This is a genomic window from 'Nostoc azollae' 0708, assembly GCF_000196515.1.
GTDB classification, from domain to species: Bacteria; Cyanobacteriota; Cyanobacteriia; order Cyanobacteriales; family Nostocaceae; genus Trichormus_B; species Trichormus_B azollae.
In genome coordinates, this window is sequence record NC_014248.1 from 4969171 (window position 1) to 4986507 (window position 17337).

Below are 17337 nucleotides of genomic sequence, written 5' to 3' on the forward strand. Positions count from 1 at the left end.
TGGGTGACTAAGCCTAATCTTTATAGATTTTAATTGGCTTATAGGAGCATCGAAGTTGAGTAATGAACAGCTTACAACATGATTAATAACAAGTATTTTCCGTAATTTTTGGATAAATCAGCACGATTTTTAGATACTAAAAAACAATTCTTGAGGTGAGAAATTTGCTAATGTTAAGTTTTAGTTTGAAAAAATACTTGCAATGTTATATAATTACCTGGTTTTACAGGATTAACTAAGAAAAAAATCTGTTTAATAATTTGTTTTTTATTGTGTATGAATCTAGTGAATAAAACTTCAAAAACCTTTGCACTAACCACACCTCTATACTATGTAAACGATGTACCCCATATTGGTAGTGCTTACACCACAATGGCTGCGGATGTTGTAGCTAGGTTTCAACGCTCATTAGGACATCAGGTATTGCTAGTTACGGGTACAGATGAACATGGGCAAAAAATTCAGCGGTCAGCAGCAAGTTTAGAAAAACCACCACAGGAGTTTTGTGATCAAATTGTACCCAGTTTCATCAATTTGTGGGAGGTTCTCAACATTCAATATGATCGCTTTAGTCGCACTACTGCTTTGAACCATTACGCCATTGTTAAAGAATTCTTCCAGCGAGTTTGGGAAAATGGCGACATTTACCAAGGACAACAAAAAGGCTGGTATTGTGTATCCTGCGAAGAATTTAAGGAAGAACGAGAACTACTAGATGGAAAACGCTGCCCTATACATACTAGCAAAGAAGTAGAGTGGCGAGACGAACAGAACTACTTTTTCCGTCTATCCAAGTATCAAACCAAACTGGAGGAATTTTACCAATCTAGCCCAGATTTTATTCAACCACCAAGCCGACGTAATGAAGTCCTCAACTTTGTCGGTCAAGGTTTACAAGATTTTTCGATTTCGCGGGTAAATCTGGATTGGGGTTTTCCAGTGTCGGTAGATCCTAAACATACCCTTTATGTTTGGTTTGATGCGCTCCTTGGTTATGTAACAGCATTGTTAGAACCTGATGCAGAAGCGACTTTAGCCAATGCTTTAGAAAAATGGTGGCCTATTAATCTGCACCTAATCGGTAAAGATATATTGCGTTTCCATGCAGTTTATTGGCCAGCAATGCTCATGTCAGCTGGTTTACCTTTACCAGAGCGAGTATTTGGGCATGGTTTTTTGACTAAAGATGGTCAAAAAATGGGAAAAACTCTAGGTAATACCCTTGATCCTATCTCATTAGTCCAACGTTATGGTAGTGATGCCGTTCGTTATTACTTCCTTAAGGAAATCGAATTTGGCAAGGATGGAGATTTTAATGAAACTAGGTTCATCAATGTTCTTAATGCAGATTTGGCAAATGATTTAGGTAATTTGTTAAATCGTACCTTGAACATGGTGAAGAAATACTCCACTGGTAAAGTGCCGTCAATCGATCCAGAAGCGATTCCGAATGAGAATGCTTTAAAAGCGATTGGCTTAGGTCTAGGAGAACAGGTGAAACAAGCATACACAGCTTTAGCTTTTAATGAAGCCTGCCACTCTGTTTTATCGCTGGTACAAGCCAGTAATAAGTTCATTGATGAACAAGCTCCTTGGTCATTATATAAACAGGGAAAGCAGGAAGAAGTGGAAGTGGTGTTGTACACAGTTCTTGAATCTGTGAGACTAGCAGCTTATCTCCTATCCCCGATTATTCCTAATATCAGCAGTGATATTTATCAGCAACTAGGCTGGGGAATTAATTTTAACGATCAAACAGAAACTTCAATTGTTGCGCCTTTTAGTACCCATGCAATATGGGGCTTGCTATCAGATAAACAACAGTTGGGTACACCCCAACCCATTTTTAAACGGATAGATACCCTAAAAAACGATTAAGACTTTCCATTTGTCATTGAGTTTAAAGACTGAACAGGGCTAGAAAAATTCAGCCCCGGCAAATTATCATAAGCCAATCTAACAATTATGTAAAACTTATACCAAGAAAGAAAAATGATGGTAACAAATGGATGTACATAACGTAAACGCATAAAGCGATTTCCAATCCATAATCCATAATTCAAAATGGTATTCGTGATTTCTACCAAAAATAACAGGGATAACAACCGAGGTATGACAATGATGTTGAATAATTTGGAAAATGATTCTATTTTTACGCCTGAACAAGTTTTAGAAAATCGTGGTCGTGTAGCAATATTTATTGATGGCTCAAATTTATTTTATGCTGCTTTACAATTAGGAATCGAAATCGATTACACTAAGCTTTTATGCCGTTTAACTGGGGGGTCAAGACTATTGCGGGCTTTCTTCTACACTGGTGTAGACCGGACGAATGAAAAACAGCAGGGGTTTTTGTTGTGGATGCGTCGGAACGGCTATCGGGTCATTGCTAAGGATTTGGTGCAACTGCCAGATGGGTCGAAAAAAGCTAACCTAGATGTGGAAATAGCTGTTGATATGATGGCCTTGGTCGATTCCTATGATACCGCTGTTTTAGTTAGTGGTGATGGCGATTTAGCTTATGCTGTAAATTCGGTCAGTTATCGGGGTGTCAGGGTAGAGGTGGTGAGCTTGCGATCTATGACTAGTGATAGCTTAATTAATGTGAGTGATCGCTATATTGATTTAGAAGCCATCAAAGAAGATATTCAAAAAACACCCCGTCAAAGCTATCCCTATCGACCATTATCGAGTCTGGGATTCTTGGACGATTCTAGAGATAGCGAAGGACATCTAGAAATTCCCGAATAATCATGCAACATCAACAAGGCAGGACGAATGGAAGCACAAATTCACAACTTCAGGGGGGAAGTAAAACCAAATTTCCCCGCTTCTATTCTGATGATAATTTAAAATTACCACAAAATTGGTCTTACCTGCCTTTGACCTTATTTTTGGTCATTGGTTTGTTTGCTTGTGGTAATCCTTCTCCTCATAAACCAAATAGAGGGGATTCATCTAACCAGGATACCAATAGTAAGTTAACTTTTTTTGGCGTTGCTTTAGAACAATTTGATGAAGTAGGTAGACCTATTTGGAAAGTCAAAGCTAAAAAGGCAAAATATACTAAAGAAAAAGAAATTGGTGAAGCACAAAATCCCGATGGTGAACTCTACCAAGATGGTAAAGTAGTTTACACAATTAGAGGTGAAACAGCTGATATTCAGCAGGATGGAAAACAGCTATTCCTTAAAGGTAAGATTATTGCTACCGATCCCCATAATGGTACTATCTTAAAAGGTAATGAATTAGAATGGCGACATAAAGAAGATTTATTAATTGTTCGTAATCAATTAAATGGGACTCATAAAGAACTACAAGCAACCGCTCAAGAAGTAAGAGTAAAAACCCGGGAACAACGAATAGAATTTGCTGGTAAAGTAGTTGCGATATCTGCTGATCCTCAGTTGCAAATGCGAACTGAAAGGTTAATTTGGCAGATTAAAGAAGGAAAATTAATTAGCGAGTGCCCCATTCAAATTGACCGCTATAAAGATAATAAAATCACTGATCGTGGTCAAGGAAATGCTGCAGAAATTAACTTAAAAACCAAAATTGCTACTATTGGACCTAAAGCCAAACTAGAGTTAATAGAACCACCTATGCAGATAGTTAGTAACTCTATGACCTGGAATATCAATCAAGAAACTGTTAAGGCAAATTCCCCTGTGCGTGTTTTTCACCAAGCTGAAAATGTGACTGTAACTGGCAATAAAGCAGAAGTAAAGATTCTACAAAAAAGTGTTTATTTAACAGGCAATGTGAATGCTGTAGGACAACACAAGCAATCTTTAAAATCAAATCTACTTACTTGGTATTTAGAAAGAAAATTACTAGAAGCCCAGGGGAATGTGGTTTATCTTCAAGTTGATCCACCGTTAAATCTTCAAGGTGCAACCGCACTGGCTAATCTACAAACAGACAATATTGTTGTTAAAGGTGGCAGTTATAACGACAGAGTGGTAACAGAAATTATTCCGCAGGAATGAATTAGTAATTCGTAATTCGTCATTTTCTCCTCTGCTCCCGTACTCCTCTACTCTTCTACTTTTCTGCTCCCTCTTCCCTGTCACCTGTCACCTATTCCCCATGATTAATTTTTATACAAAATTTCATTGCGGCTGGGTACGCCTAATTTTGGTAAAGTATTTTTCGGTGAGTGAGGAGTAAGCGCGGTAGGAATATTAGATGATACTTGCAGTTGTTTGACCAGATGTTGTAAAAGTTTATCTTGTTCAGCCCGAAAACTGGAGACATTGTAACCACGATTGATGATAGCAAACCAGACTAAACCGCGATCGCGTGTTGGTAAAACTCCTGCTAAAGCACTGACATCGCTGAGAGTTCCAGTTTTAATCACTGTTGCACCGGGTAGGTGTCTAGAGTGTAATGTACCTCGGTAATCTAACCCGGACATGGGGAACAAGTCAGCTAAAGTCAACTGATGGACAGATGCTTCTCTTTGTAATGCGATGAACATAGCACAGACGGCTCTGGGGGAAATCCGATTTTCTCGTCCCAGTCCAGAACCATTAATTAACTGAATTTCCGACTGTGGTACATTGGCAAGAGCGGCTGCTGTTGTTTTTACTACATTTGCTCCTCCCACCGACTCCGCTAACATTTCTGCTATATCGTTATTACTGTAAACATTCATCTCCTTAATTACTTCCTTTAACGGGAGGGAGAGATGACGAACCAGTATAGTTTGTTTAGGGTTAGGCTGTGCTGCTATTTTGATAGTACCAGCAATCACCACTTGGGGTTTAGGTGTTCCCTTGGGCATAATTGAGTATTGGTAAATCACAGCACGATTCCATGTTTTGTGATCCAGTGCTTGTTTAAGCATTTGACCAGCTAAGAGAGACTGACGTTGGAAATTCATGGCAAAATTGCCAACAACTACCAAATTTCCGTTGACCTGGTTGATACCGATTTTATTGAGAGCATTACCAAGTGTGATCGCTTCCTCACCCACAAACATGGGATCACCAGTTCCGTTAATCACCAAATCACCATTTACCACCCCATTGACTATGGGGCCTGTAGCACTAACCAAAGTTTCAAATTGATGGTCTGGCCCGAAAGTTTTAACAGCAGCTAATGAAGTAGCCACCTTAGTTAAAGATGCTGCGGGTAGAGGTATTGTCCCTTGGTGATTAGCCATTAACATCGGTCCAGACTGCAACCAAATTCCCTGATGGTTGATTAAATTTGGCGTGACTACCTTGGAGGTCATCAAGTCTTTGAGATATTCCTGCACTGTCATAGCTCCTGCTGGGTTTGGATCAGGGGCAATGACAAAGCCAGGACTACTTTGCCAAGCCAATGCATCTAAAGCATTTAAAGGTTGGATTTTGACTCCAGCCATATCCAGCCAAAGTGAAACCAAACCTGAACCTAATAATTCCAGCATATTTAATTCCTCGATTTTTGTTAAGATATCAAATATTGTTGATCGTTTTGGCATATTATGCCTTTCAACTGCTCTTCTTCCCATCTGAAAAGCTTGTGCCCAGGAAAAATCAATAATTGACAGCTTAAACTATACAATTTTTATCTGTGCTAATCAGCATTGGGTCATAATAACCGCTTTTGTTCCAACATTCATCCCACTTTGCCCTATCAGGTCAGATTTAAGCTTCTCTCAGGTTAAGCTAAAACACCGTATGGCTGACACAATTGAACAATACGGTTTGAAATTTATACAACTAGTACAGCCGTGAATTCAAAATGCTTCTTTCAGAAGAGCTACCCTAACAAAATATCTCCTTCGGAGACCCTAGGCTAACAAAATTTAAAATGTATACGGACTGAGCCTTTCAGAGATTTGGAATGGTTGGTTTATTTACGCCCTACTGTACTAGTAGCGCAAGGCGAAAGTCAAAAGTCAAATGGGTGTGGGGAACCCCATAATTAAAATCAGGGGTTTTAAATTAGGACTTTGTATTTCTGATGCTGTGCCTCTGGAGTCACATTTTTGTTTTCTTCATCGATAAATGATGAGGTGGGACAAACTATCTTTCCCTACACCCCACACCCTTACACCCCTTTCTTATCTACATCCTAAAGATTCACGAGTATCTACAGCAGTTTTAGAATTTACACCACTAGCCTTAAGACAGAGTTTCTTGATTTCTACCCCGTCTAAAATCGCATTGGTAAAATCTGCACCAGTGACATCAACATTATCAAAAACTGAACGCAACATCATTGCATCTGTTAATATTGCATCACTGAAATCAGCATTGTTGAACTTTACTAGATAGGCAATACCTTGACTAAAATCCACACCATGCAGATTTACACCCTCCAACAAAGTACCGTTAAAAACTCCACCCCGTAAGTCAGAATTGCTAAAGTTCGTATTCTGTAACTTGACGTTGGTATACTCAACACCAATTAAACTTTGTCCAGAAAAATCCTGACCTTGTAGTTTTTCCCCAGCAGAATGGGTAATGCTGGAAGAACTTGCTGCTTGTGCTGACAGGGGAAACACAAAGAACACTACTGCTAAAACCAAACTAGCGAGTATTTGCCAATACTTCATAACTTTTGCTTAATAAATCTCAACAATTACACTATTTATTATTAAACAGCACTAGGGAAGACAAGTAATGATAATCCCATAGGATAGATTAATATTGATGTGTGATCGCCTAAAATACCTGTGGCTAATCAAGAAAATATCACCCAATCTCTAGCACGAACCCCTTTATATCAAATCGGTGTAGAACTTAAAGCCCGTTTTACCAGCTTTGGGGACTGGGAAATGCCTGTACAATATAGCAGTATTACCAAAGAACACGAAGCTGTTAGAAATAATGCTGGAATATTCGATATTTCCCACATGGGTAAATTTACTCTCCAAGGCAAAAACCTCATTGACCAACTGGAGAATTTAGTTCCCTCAGATTTAAGTCGTCTGCAACCTAGTCAAGCTCAATACACAGTATTATTAAATCCCCAAGCAGGAATTATTGACGACATAATTATTTACTACCAAGGTCTAGACACCATTGGTACACAAAAGGTAGTAATTATAGTCAATGCCGCAACCACTGATAAAGACAAATCCTGGATATTGACACACCTTGATATTCAAACAGTTGAATTTCAAGACCATTCACGGGATAAAATCTTAATTGCCGTTCAGGGACCAAAAGCTACTAGCTATCTTCAGTCCTTGGTGACAGCAGATTTAACCCCCATTAAAGCATTTGCACACCTAGAAACAACAATCTTTGGACGACCCGCATTCCTAGCTCGTACAGGTTACACTGGGGAAGATGGTTTTGAAGTCATGGTAGATTCAGAAATCGGAATAGAATTATGGCAACGTCTCTATGATGCTGGTGTTATCCCCTGTGGACTTGGTTGTCGAGACACCCTCCGTCTCGAAGCCGCAATGGCGCTTTATGGACAAGATATCGACGATAGCACCACACCCCTAGAAGCGGGTTTGGGTTGGCTAGTAAATTTAGATACCAAAGGTGATTTTATTGGGCGTAGTGTTTTAGAACAGCAAAAAACCAAGGGAGTGCAGCGTAAACTTGTAGGTTTGCAAACCCAAGGCAGAAATATTCCCCGTCACGGCTACTCCGTATTATCATCGGGTAAAACAGTAGGACAAGTAACTAGTGGTACTTTCTCACCTACACTTGGTTATCCCATTGCTTTAGCTTACGTTCCTAGCCAGTTAGCAACCACAAAACAGCAGATAGAAGTGGAAATTCGCGGCAAAGCTTATCCCTCAGTCGTGGTCAAACGTCCTTTCTATCGGTCACAAAATCGTGTTACTAGCTGATAACCTTTGGGGTTTTTAAGGAATAATGTCTTTTGGGTTACTCTAGTAACACCAATTTTTTAACGTGGAAGAGGAAGTTTTATGTGTGAATATCCGCAGGATTTGCGCTATCTAGATACTCATGAATATGTACGCCTAGATGGAGAAATCGCCACTATTGGTATCAGCGAATTTGCTATAGAACAATTGGGTGACATTGTATTTTTGGATGTATCAGAAATTGGTGATGCTATCTCAAAAGGAGAGCGATTTGGCACAATTGAATCTGTGAAAGCTGTTGAAGAAGTCAATGCACCAGTCAGTGGTACAGTTATAGAACGCAATGACAGCGTAATTGCTGATCCTGAACTAATATCGGATGACCCATATGGTGAAGGGTGGTTTATCAAAGTGCGTGTTGATGACCTTGGCGAAATTGATGATACTTTGACATCTGATGAGTATAGGGCTTTAGTGGAAGGTGAGTAAGTAATACATTTTGGATTCTGGATATTGGATTTTGGATTGTGAAAGTCTTGCGATAAGTACCTGAGCAAAATTAATTGAATATTTTTGGAACAAATAAAAATCTCTATAATGCTTATCTGTTCCCTGTTCCCTGTTAAGAGTTCCCTCTCCTAAATGTACAATTTATTTTGCACGACTACAGTTTGTAAGTTTTTTATCTTTCCATCTGTTGCAATCATTTTTCAACTTAGTAGAATTCAAAACTCACAATCTCTAACATATAGAGACGTTTCATGGAACGTCTCTATATATATCAACGAATTATGAAATTTCAGATAAATAGAAAAGTTGTCTCTTTCTGAACAACAGTAATCATTACAATATATTAAAGTAGCATCAGGAGAATAATTTGTGGTACTTAATCCCCCTCGTCCTCAGTCTGGGCGCAATATTTTGGCTGACAACAGTCAGAAATTAACCAGTTTTGCCCAAAGACACATTGGACCAAACTTTGGTGATATTCAGCAAATGCTAGGAGTATTAGGTTTGACAAACCTTGACGAATTAATTGATAAAACAGTACCGCAAGCTATTCGCTTTAATCAAACCCTACAATTACCAGCAGCACAAAGCGAATATGCAGCACTGGGAAAATTAAAACAAATAGCTGATCAAAATCAAGTTTACCGTTCATACATCGGCATGGGGTATTATGATTGCATTACCCCAACGGTTATTCAACGCAACATCCTAGAAAATCCCGGTTGGTACACACCTTATACACCTTATCAACCAGAAATTGCCCAAGGACGTTTAGAAGCACTGTTAAATTTCCAAACCATGATTATTGATTTAACAGGTTTAGAAATTGCTAATGCTTCTTTATTGGATGAAGCCACAGCAGCAGCAGAAGCCATGAGTATGAGTTATGATATCTGCAAAAATAAATCACATAACTATTTTGTCTCCCGTGAATGTCATCCTCAAACCATTAACGTATTGCAAACTAGAGCAAAACCTCTGGGCATAAATATCATTATTGGTGATCATCAGAGTTTTGATTTTCAAGAATCCATTTTTGGCGCAATTCTACAATATCCTGCAACTGATGGCACAATTTACGACTATCGCCATTTTATAGAAAAGTCCCATGCTCACAGTGCATTGGTGACTATAGTAGCAGATCCTTTGAGTTTAACATTACTCACACCCCCCAGTGAATTAGGGGCTGATATTGCCGTAGGCAGCACACAACGCTTCGGTATTCCCTTGGGATTTGGGGGACCACACGCAGCCTATTTTACCACAAAAGAAGAGTATAAACGGCTAGTTCCAGGTCGCATTGTCGGGGTATCAAAAGATATTCATGGAAAACTTGCATACCGTCTCGCTTTGCAAACCCGTGAACAACATATTCGCAGAGATAAAGCCACCAGTAATATTTGTACAGCCCAGGTTTTATTGGCAGTAATGGCCAGTATGTATGCAGTCTATCATGGACCCGATGGACTCAGAGGAATTGCTAAAAATATCCATCAATTAACTACAACCTTAGCAGCAGGATTGAAAAAACTAGGTTATAAAATTAGTTCTGAAAACTTCTTTGATACCTTACGGGTAGAATTAGGAAATACCAGATTAGATGCAATTCTTGATGCTGCCAACAATAAAAATATTAACTTACGCATTTTTGATAATTCAAACGTGGGTATCTCCTTAGATGAAACTACCACAGAAGCAGATTTAATCGACCTATGGCAAATTTTCGCTCTGAAAGATGAATTACCTTTTACAGTAGAAAGATTAACTTCTTCTTATCCGCACATTTCCCAACTTCGTCAAACTCAATATCTCACTCATCCAGTTTTCAACCGCTATCATTCAGAAACCGATTTATTACGTTATTTGCATCAACTAGAAACCAAGGACTTATCATTAACAACATCTATGATTCCGTTGGGTTCTTGTACAATGAAGTTAAATGCCACTTCAGAAATGATTCCTGTTACTTGGGCAGAATTTGGTAAAATACATCCTTTTGCTCCAACTTCCCAAACCAGAGGTTATCAAATTCTCTTCCAGCAACTAGAAGCATGGTTGGGAGAAATTACAGGTTTTGCGGGAATTTCCTTACAACCGAATGCAGGTTCTCAAGGTGAATATGCAGGACTTCTAGTAATTAATGAATATCATCATAGTCGAGGAGAAGGACATCGAAATGTTTGTTTAATTCCTCAATCTGCACATGGAACAAATCCTGCAAGCGCGGTAATGTGTGGCATGAAAGTTATCGGAGTTACTTGTGATCAGCAAGGTAATATTGATGTTGAAGATTTAAAAGCTAAAGCAGAAAAACATAGTCATGAACTTGCTGCTTTAATGGTGACATATCCTTCAACTCATGGTGTGTTTGAAGAAGCAATTCAGGATATCTGCGCTATTGTTCATAATCACGGTGGACAAGTTTACATGGATGGAGCTAATATGAATGCCCAAGTGGGTATTTGTCGTCCTGGTGATATTGGTGCAGATGTTTGTCACTTGAACTTACACAAAACTTTCTGTATTCCTCATGGTGGTGGTGGTCCCGGTATGGGTCCTATTGGTGTTTCTTCCCATCTTCTACCGTTTTTACCAGGACATTCTGTAGTTAGAATGGGTGGTGAATTGGGTGCTGTTTCTGCTGCACCTTGGGGAAGTGCGAGTATTTTGGTTATTTCTTGGATGTATATGATCATGATGGGCGCAGATGGTTTGACAGAAGCAACCAAAATTGCCATTCTGAATGCTAATTACATCGCTAAGAGATTAGAGTTGTATTATCCGATTTTATATCAGGGAAAAAATGGTTTAGTCGCACATGAATGTATTTTAGATTTGCGTTCTTTGAAAAAATCAGCGCATATCGAAATTGATGATGTTGCAAAACGTTTGATGGATTATGGTTTCCATGCACCTACTGTATCTTGGCCTGTGGCTGGTACAATTATGGTCGAACCAACGGAAAGCGAATCTAAAGAGGAATTAGATAGATTCTGTGATGCGTTAATTGCAATTCGTGAAGAAGTGGCTACCATTGAATCTGGTGAAATGGATATTCAAGATAATGTGTTGAAAAATGCACCTCACACTGCGGAAAGTTTGATTGTTGGTGAATGGAATCATCCCTATTCTCGTGAACAAGCTGCTTATCCTGCACCTTGGAATAAGGAATATAAGCTCTGGCCAAGTGTGGGAAGAATAGATGCGGCTTTTGGTGATAGGAATTTTGTTTGTTCTTGTTTACCTATGGAGGCTTATAGTTAATAGCCTAACGCTCTAAGATCCTCGACTTCTTTTTTTCTATCTTCCTTGTAAAGAAATTATCAGTTGATGTCAGAGGTCGGGGATATGAATTTACCATGATAAATTGCTTCTTCACGAGTTTTACCGTGAGTAAGAGATATAATTACGCGATACCTTTGTTCCTAACCAAAATTTTGGTAGGGTTGATAAACTCCAGATTTTGTTCTGATAACCCGGATTTAATTCTGTCTAGCTGGTAGGCATCTAGTAAATCTACTAATCTTTTTTGCACCATATCTTCGGCAGATCTTCCGAAAACATTTAAGGTGTTATTAGTAACTTGTAATATTTTTAAGTCTGGCTCTGCCAATACTAATAGAATTCCATGAGGTTGAATTTTGCTCGAAATATGAATTGGTGCTTCTTTCAAGCTAGTTATATTAACACTTGGAATATTTTCCACTTCTAAGCCGATATCCATCACTGTTCCCCTCTATTATTTAGGTGCATCAAGAGTGGAGTTAGCGATAGATTCTCTCACCTGTCAGGTTTAGTATCCTACCCAAATGTAACTTTCTTAGCACTGTTAAATTAATTCGCAGATTATTCAGAAATATGCTGTCACTCTGATAAAAATCCCACCAACATAGCGAGCGAAAAATAAATCAGCTATTGAGCTAATCTTTAATTCACCATGCTCTTCTAATTTTTTAGTCTGGTCAATATTATTATTTGTATTAGTTGTCATTGGGTAGAGTTACCCTAATTTTCCAACTGCATACATTCTAACAGTCAGTTATCCTAAATACCAATAAGAAATGTGAAATACAGGTGATTGGATAAATGCTATTTCATGTAGCTATGTTAACTAAAAATCAAATCCAAGAATTAAACCACATCCGCATTCTATAATCATCAGTAGAAATAGGTAACCCCAAATAAATGGGCATCCAAAAAATGAAAGCAACCATGATAGTGAAGGTTATTGTTAGACCAAGTATACGCAGTTTCGGATAATAGCTACGAAGACACTGATCAATAAACCATGCGAGCGCAATAAATGTAAAAACCACTGCACACATATAATGGTATATAAAGACACAGCGATTTACCTTCACCCAAGGTAAAAAATTAGCAGCATAGTTGATAACTATATATAAACCAATCCAAGTATCAACACCCATATTTTTGGGAATAAATACCCGTTTTTGTTGTATCCCTGATATAACTATTTTTGCAAATAGCATCCCTATTAAAAATATCATCGCTGACAAGCCGAACCACCATAAAAAGGGATTACCCATCGCATGGACATCATAAACAACTTTCCCCGCACCAGGAGGTAAGGGTGGTCCAAATACAGGAAGGGGATCTTTAAAACTCTGAGCTGTTTGATAATAATAAGCCATTGGTCGAGTTAATAACGGCCATTTGTACCAAGCTGCACAGTAAGGATGTACACTAGAGCTATTACCACCCAACTGAAGATGAAACTGTAGAATCTGTTTATGAACCTCTATAAATCCATACCTTGTATCTAGTTGTAGGTGAGGAATCCAAATTAGACTATAAATTGCTGCGGGAATAATTCCCAAACAGGATAACATCTGTACAATATTGATTTGAGTTAGGTTTTGTAGTGGGGTTTGAATATTAATTTCATCACTGTTAAATTGAGGGTTTGTAGAATTAATTAAAGGATGTAGATAAGAAAATAAGGGAACACGAGATGACGGTGCAAAAGATTGCAACCACCGAATTATCCAAGCTGCTATCCACATCCCATAGGTACCCACTAGAAACCATAAACCATTCCATTTTGTACCAACGGAAGCGCCAAAACTAATCCCAGCAATAACTAAAGCAAACCAACGTTGTTTATTTTGCTTTCCTAAAGCTAACAGAAAAAACCATTGTCCAATCAAACCAAACAAAACTATATAAATATTACTTAAAGCATAGCGAGATTCTACCAATAACAAACCATCACAAGCCGTAATAAATCCTGCTAATAAAGCAAAACCACGACGATAACTTAACTGGTAAGTTAGTAAAATAACTATTAAAGGAATCAATGAACCTGCAAAAGCATTTGCCCAACGATAACTCCAAGGAGATAATAAAGAACCTGTTGACCCATTGACAGTATGTTGCCAAAAAGGAATATGATTACCAATCCAAATGCCCAGACCAATTATATATTGACTCAGTGGAGGATGAGCATTGAAAAAGGGTGTATGGGTAAGATAGTTATTACCAAATTGAGCAAAGTAAATTTCATCGAATACGAGGGTATTAAATCGGTCTAATCCCCAAAATCGTAAGCTAAATGACAGGATGAATATCGCTGTCATACATATCCGAAACCATTTTTTAGTCATTGGTCAGTTATCATTTATCAGTGGAAGAAGGCAAGAGGTTAATTTCCCTATTACTTATTTTCTATTTTCTCGATTTTATCAGATGCAGTTTGTTGAAATAAAAGCAGTTCTATACCGTAATACTTGGTTGTTAATCCTAATGGTTTCATTCCCAATCTTTCAGTAACACGGATAGAAGCATAATATTCTGGTTTCACTACAGCATAAATGACTGATAAATGCAATTTACTAAAGCCGTAGTCAACTATAGTGCGTCCAGGTTCGGTAGCATATCCTTTACCCCAAACAGAAGGCTCTAAATAAACAGAAGGCTTTAAATACCATCCTACTTCTATATCTTGGGTGGGTACGTGATGTTCATCTAGCAGTTGGCAGAGCATAATAGCCCCCGCAATCTTTCTTGTATCTTTTTCAACAATTGCCCAAGAGCCAGTAGCATTTTTGTGTTCGTGCAATTGCTCGTCAATTAAATGCTGGCGTTGTGACTCAAAAGACCTGTCAGGAAAATTAACTTGGTGTGAAAAACATGGTAGAAGGGAATTTTGAGGGTGTACCAAAAGGAAAAGTCCACTAAATTAACTATATTCAAGAATATCCACATCGTACAAAATAAATACTGGGAATAACTAACCATCAGTTTCAAGACTTGTTAGCCCGAACTGAGATGTAGCATAAAAAACTTCAAGGTGACATAGAAAGTAAAAACATAGGTATAAATCAGAAAGGAGGAGGGGGGAAAGGGAAACTAGAGATAAAACAACAGGTATATCTATGCTTGTTCTATTGGAGGAAAATGCCAACATTTGAGGTTTTAGGTTTGCATTTCGGTATATCGAAAAAGGACACATTTCATTATTGGTTAGAGATAGTACAAAATGTTTTCCCTCGTAGTCTCCTTGAACAGGTAGAAAAACATGATAGTGATTATGCCATGGCCACTCAGAACAAAAGGCAGGAAATAAAGAGTTTTCCACCAAGGGTATTTTTGTTGAATAGGTCATTAGACTTGTAAAAATATTCCGGGTACCTTACCTAAACAAAGACTTTCCCTGAATTACCCAATTTACTTACAAGTAATTCTTACTAACTATTGGTGGTTTAGTCACATTAGGAACTGGTTCATGAGTGTTGCCCATTTCATAAATGTTATGGATATGAGGTCAGTTATAAATTAGTCATCAACATCTTCATGGATAGGAACTATCCGTAACTATTCCCAACCCTGATTCTTGCCTTCGCTCTTTCCTCATCTTAACACTGTGGAAAGCCAGACACAGACTCCTTTATAAATTTTTGACACTCTCTATTGGTTTAATTACTAAAAAAGAATAAAAACAGGTAACTGATGAAGATCTAGAGAATAAACTGTTAGTAATCTAAAAATAGATTGCAATAGAAATTGACAAATTATGAATGGAATAAAATTATTCACTTGGCTTGATATAGGAATAGTATTTGATTTATGAAAATGCTCCGTACATCTGGAGAGACGGAAAATCAAAGGTAGTGTTTTTAATGAACCACTCAAAGATCCTCTTAAGATGAGAAAATGTTGGGATTAAAGCACAAAAACGTCGCAGCCAAGTTTTCCCTTGCAACCAAACATCTTCTATGGGGTTTTGAGAGGGACAGTTAGGAGCAAAGCGGACGCAATAAATTTTCCATTGCTCTAAAGGTAAACCTTGGTTAATAGATGCTAAAAAATTTTGAATTTCTTTTGAACGATGATAACTAGCTCCATCCCAAAAAATAAGTAATTGTTGGTTAGGTGACTCTTCTAGTAAATAGCTGAGATAATCAATAGTATTTTTTGAGTTAGCTGTATCATAGGTTTTCAACAATAAATTTTTACCTAAATAGTCAACTGCTCCATAATAAGTTTGTTTATCTCGTTCGTTACTAATACTAATTGGAATGCTTATTTCTTGGTCAGTTCTACCCCAAACATATCCAATGCTATCTCCCCAAAGTAAATGACACTCATCTAATAGCAAAACTCTCAATAGCGCAGCTTCTATATCTTCTCGGCGGCTCGCCAACAATGATGAAATCTCTTTTTTTTTGCGGCAACTGCTTCTTCATTAGCTTTTGGATTTGCTGAAGATGTTTTCTTCCAACTAATTACTGCCGCATCAAACAAGTCGTAATAACTACGTTTTGATTCATAAAGTACATCATGTTCAAAAGCCAATTTATACTCAAGTTCGCCAAGCTCCCAACATTCCTTCGTTTGTAACCAAGCCAGTACTTCTTCTCTTTGTTGAGTATTCAAGTAGCTTTTTCTCCCTTTGTGTTTCAGGCGCAGTCCTAAAATTCCATCTTTCTCATAGGCTTGTTTCCATGTTGTTATTGAACTAACTGAAACATCTAAAATTGTTTGAATTTCCTCATACTTGTAGCTTTGATAAACCAGCTTCACTGCCAATGCTTTTCTTACTTCCCTTGCATCTGGAAGCTCATCTATAAATTCTTGTAGTTCTGCAATTTTAGATTGTAGCTCCTGGTTGGTCATTGTTAGCTATTAGACAAGACAGTTTCTCAGTATTATCTCCTAGTCCTTTTCAAGAATCAAATATGATTTCTATATCAGAAGAATTATTCGCTAAACAACTAACTACGGTAGTCATCTACCAACAGGAATAGTGAAAATACGCTGTTATTCAGATAGTTTAGAAATATATATTCCCACTCAAGAGTCTCGAGAGGAAGTTGCTTATCATTTAAAGAAATGGTTTAAAGACTGGTATCAGGAAGAAGAATCTGTGATTTGTTTTGATATTGGTGAAACTACATTACCTGTAGAACTTCTCAGTGGAGAAGAACCTTACATAACTGATATTGAGGTACGTCATTTTTGGGAGGAAATTGTTTATCTAGAAAGTGACTCAGAAACACAACCCGCGTCCAAAAATATAGTTAAGCTTCCAGAGGCTTATATTGATAAGCCTAGTTTAATAGCTTTTTATTCTTTTAAAGGTGGTGTAGGTAGAACATTAAATTTAGCAGCCCATCTTTTTGCTTTGCTAGATAGAGCTAAACAGTTAAATGAATCTATAACTATTTTGGTGATTGATGCTGATTGAGAAGCACCAGGTCTTACTTATTGGAATGCCTTTCAAAAACAACAGCCAGAAGTTTTTTTTATTGATTTTTTAGAAATTTACCACTATCTTAGTATTGATAGAGATGAAAAACTTTCTTTATTTGCAGATGAAGTTATAAAATCAGTTAAAAATGACGGAGAATCAAGAATTTATTTCTTACCTGCCTGTCTTAAAGATGAACAATTACTAGATACTCCTATTTTACCTGAACATTTGCTTAGAAGTCCAGATGGAACTTGGGAATATAGCAATGCTATTTATGGCTTAGGTAAAATTGTTGATGCAGATTATATTTTATTGATTTGAGAGCCGG

The 17337-nt window shown here is 37.7% G+C and carries 14 protein-coding genes; 8 read left to right on the forward strand and 6 right to left on the reverse strand.

The features are described 5' to 3' along the window. Nucleotides 1–276: 276 nt before the first annotated feature. The 3 genes from metG (at nucleotide 277) to lptC (ending at nucleotide 3989) form a co-directional block, all read left to right on the forward strand. On the forward strand, nucleotides 277–1878 hold the full coding sequence (gene metG / locus AAZO_RS23150; RefSeq protein WP_013193014.1) for a methionine--tRNA ligase: 1602 nt from the start codon (nucleotides 277–279) through the stop codon (nucleotides 1876–1878). A gap of 243 nt (nucleotides 1879–2121) precedes the next feature. Beyond that, on the forward strand, nucleotides 2122–2751 hold the full coding sequence (locus tag AAZO_RS23155; protein WP_041641937.1) for a LabA-like NYN domain-containing protein: 630 nt from the start codon (nucleotides 2122–2124) through the stop codon (nucleotides 2749–2751). A gap of 2 nt (nucleotides 2752–2753) precedes the next feature. Further along, nucleotides 2754–3989, forward strand: a complete 1236-nt coding sequence (lptC, locus tag AAZO_RS23160) for an LPS export ABC transporter periplasmic protein LptC (protein ID WP_013193016.1) — start codon at nucleotides 2754–2756, stop codon at nucleotides 3987–3989. Nucleotides 3990–4093: 104 nt separating this feature from the next. Here the strand turns inward: lptC and AAZO_RS23165 are convergent, their stop codons facing one another. Continuing rightward, nucleotides 4094–5416 carry a D-alanyl-D-alanine carboxypeptidase gene (locus tag AAZO_RS23165; RefSeq protein ID WP_013193017.1) on the reverse strand — a complete coding sequence of 441 codons (1323 nt, stop codon included), beginning with the start codon at nucleotides 5414–5416 and terminating at the stop codon, nucleotides 4094–4096. Between the two features lie 639 nt (nucleotides 5417–6055). After that, entirely contained in the window at nucleotides 6056–6550 is a 495-nt protein-coding gene (locus AAZO_RS23170) for a pentapeptide repeat-containing protein (protein ID WP_013193018.1), read from the reverse strand. 120 nt (nucleotides 6551–6670) lie between these two features. On the opposite strand from AAZO_RS23170, the gene gcvT reads away from it, so the two are divergent. The 3 genes from gcvT (at nucleotide 6671) to gcvP (ending at nucleotide 11560) form a co-directional block, all read left to right on the forward strand. After that, nucleotides 6671–7807: a glycine cleavage system aminomethyltransferase GcvT gene (gene gcvT / locus AAZO_RS23175; RefSeq protein ID WP_013193019.1), complete on the forward strand. Its 1137-nt coding sequence runs from the start codon at nucleotides 6671–6673 to the stop codon at nucleotides 7805–7807. Nucleotides 7808–7888: 81 nt separating this feature from the next. Next, a complete protein-coding gene (gcvH, locus tag AAZO_RS23180) occupies nucleotides 7889–8275 on the forward strand; it encodes a glycine cleavage system protein GcvH (RefSeq protein ID WP_013193020.1) in 387 nt (128 codons plus the stop codon). Between the two features lie 390 nt (nucleotides 8276–8665). Continuing rightward, nucleotides 8666–11560 carry an aminomethyl-transferring glycine dehydrogenase gene (gcvP, locus tag AAZO_RS23185; RefSeq protein ID WP_013193021.1) on the forward strand — a complete coding sequence of 965 codons (2895 nt, stop codon included), beginning with the start codon at nucleotides 8666–8668 and terminating at the stop codon, nucleotides 11558–11560. Nucleotides 11561–11702: 142 nt separating this feature from the next. Here the strand turns inward: gcvP and AAZO_RS23190 are convergent, their stop codons facing one another. The 3 genes from AAZO_RS23190 to AAZO_RS23200 all read right to left on the reverse strand — a co-directional run bounded on the left by AAZO_RS23190 (nucleotide 11703) and on the right by AAZO_RS23200 (nucleotide 14477). Further along, nucleotides 11703–12020 carry a phytochrome family protein gene (locus tag AAZO_RS23190; RefSeq protein WP_013193022.1) on the reverse strand — a complete coding sequence of 106 codons (318 nt, stop codon included), beginning with the start codon at nucleotides 12018–12020 and terminating at the stop codon, nucleotides 11703–11705. Between the two features lie 394 nt (nucleotides 12021–12414). Continuing rightward, nucleotides 12415–13920 (reverse strand): dolichyl-phosphate-mannose--protein mannosyltransferase, encoded by a 1506-nt coding sequence (locus AAZO_RS23195; protein ID WP_041641943.1) that lies wholly within the window; start codon nucleotides 13918–13920, stop codon nucleotides 12415–12417. Nucleotides 13921–13970: 50 nt separating this feature from the next. Continuing rightward, the gene (locus tag AAZO_RS23200) at nucleotides 13971–14477 is read right to left on the reverse strand and encodes a GNAT family N-acetyltransferase (protein ID WP_013193025.1); all 507 of its coding nucleotides are present in this window, start codon (nucleotides 14475–14477) and stop codon (nucleotides 13971–13973) included. A 194-nt stretch (nucleotides 14478–14671) separates the two neighbouring features. On the opposite strand from AAZO_RS23200, the gene AAZO_RS27780 reads away from it, so the two are divergent. After that, on the forward strand, nucleotides 14672–14932 hold the full coding sequence (locus tag AAZO_RS27780) for a helix-turn-helix domain-containing protein (protein ID WP_081462873.1): 261 nt from the start codon (nucleotides 14672–14674) through the stop codon (nucleotides 14930–14932). A gap of 448 nt (nucleotides 14933–15380) precedes the next feature. Here AAZO_RS27780 and AAZO_RS32985 read toward each other — a convergent pair. Continuing rightward, a protein-coding gene (locus tag AAZO_RS32985) for an IS630 family transposase (protein ID WP_144031366.1) occupies nucleotides 15381–16432 on the reverse strand; the annotation gives its coding sequence in 2 pieces (ribosomal slippage) (nucleotides 15381–15985 and nucleotides 15985–16432; 1053 coding nt in all). Nucleotides 16433–16562: 130 nt separating this feature from the next. On the opposite strand from AAZO_RS32985, the gene AAZO_RS35865 reads away from it, so the two are divergent. Next, nucleotides 16563–17003 (forward strand): P-loop NTPase family protein, encoded by a 441-nt coding sequence (locus tag AAZO_RS35865; RefSeq protein ID WP_049790932.1) that lies wholly within the window; start codon nucleotides 16563–16565, stop codon nucleotides 17001–17003. Nucleotides 17004–17337 lie beyond the last annotated feature (334 nt).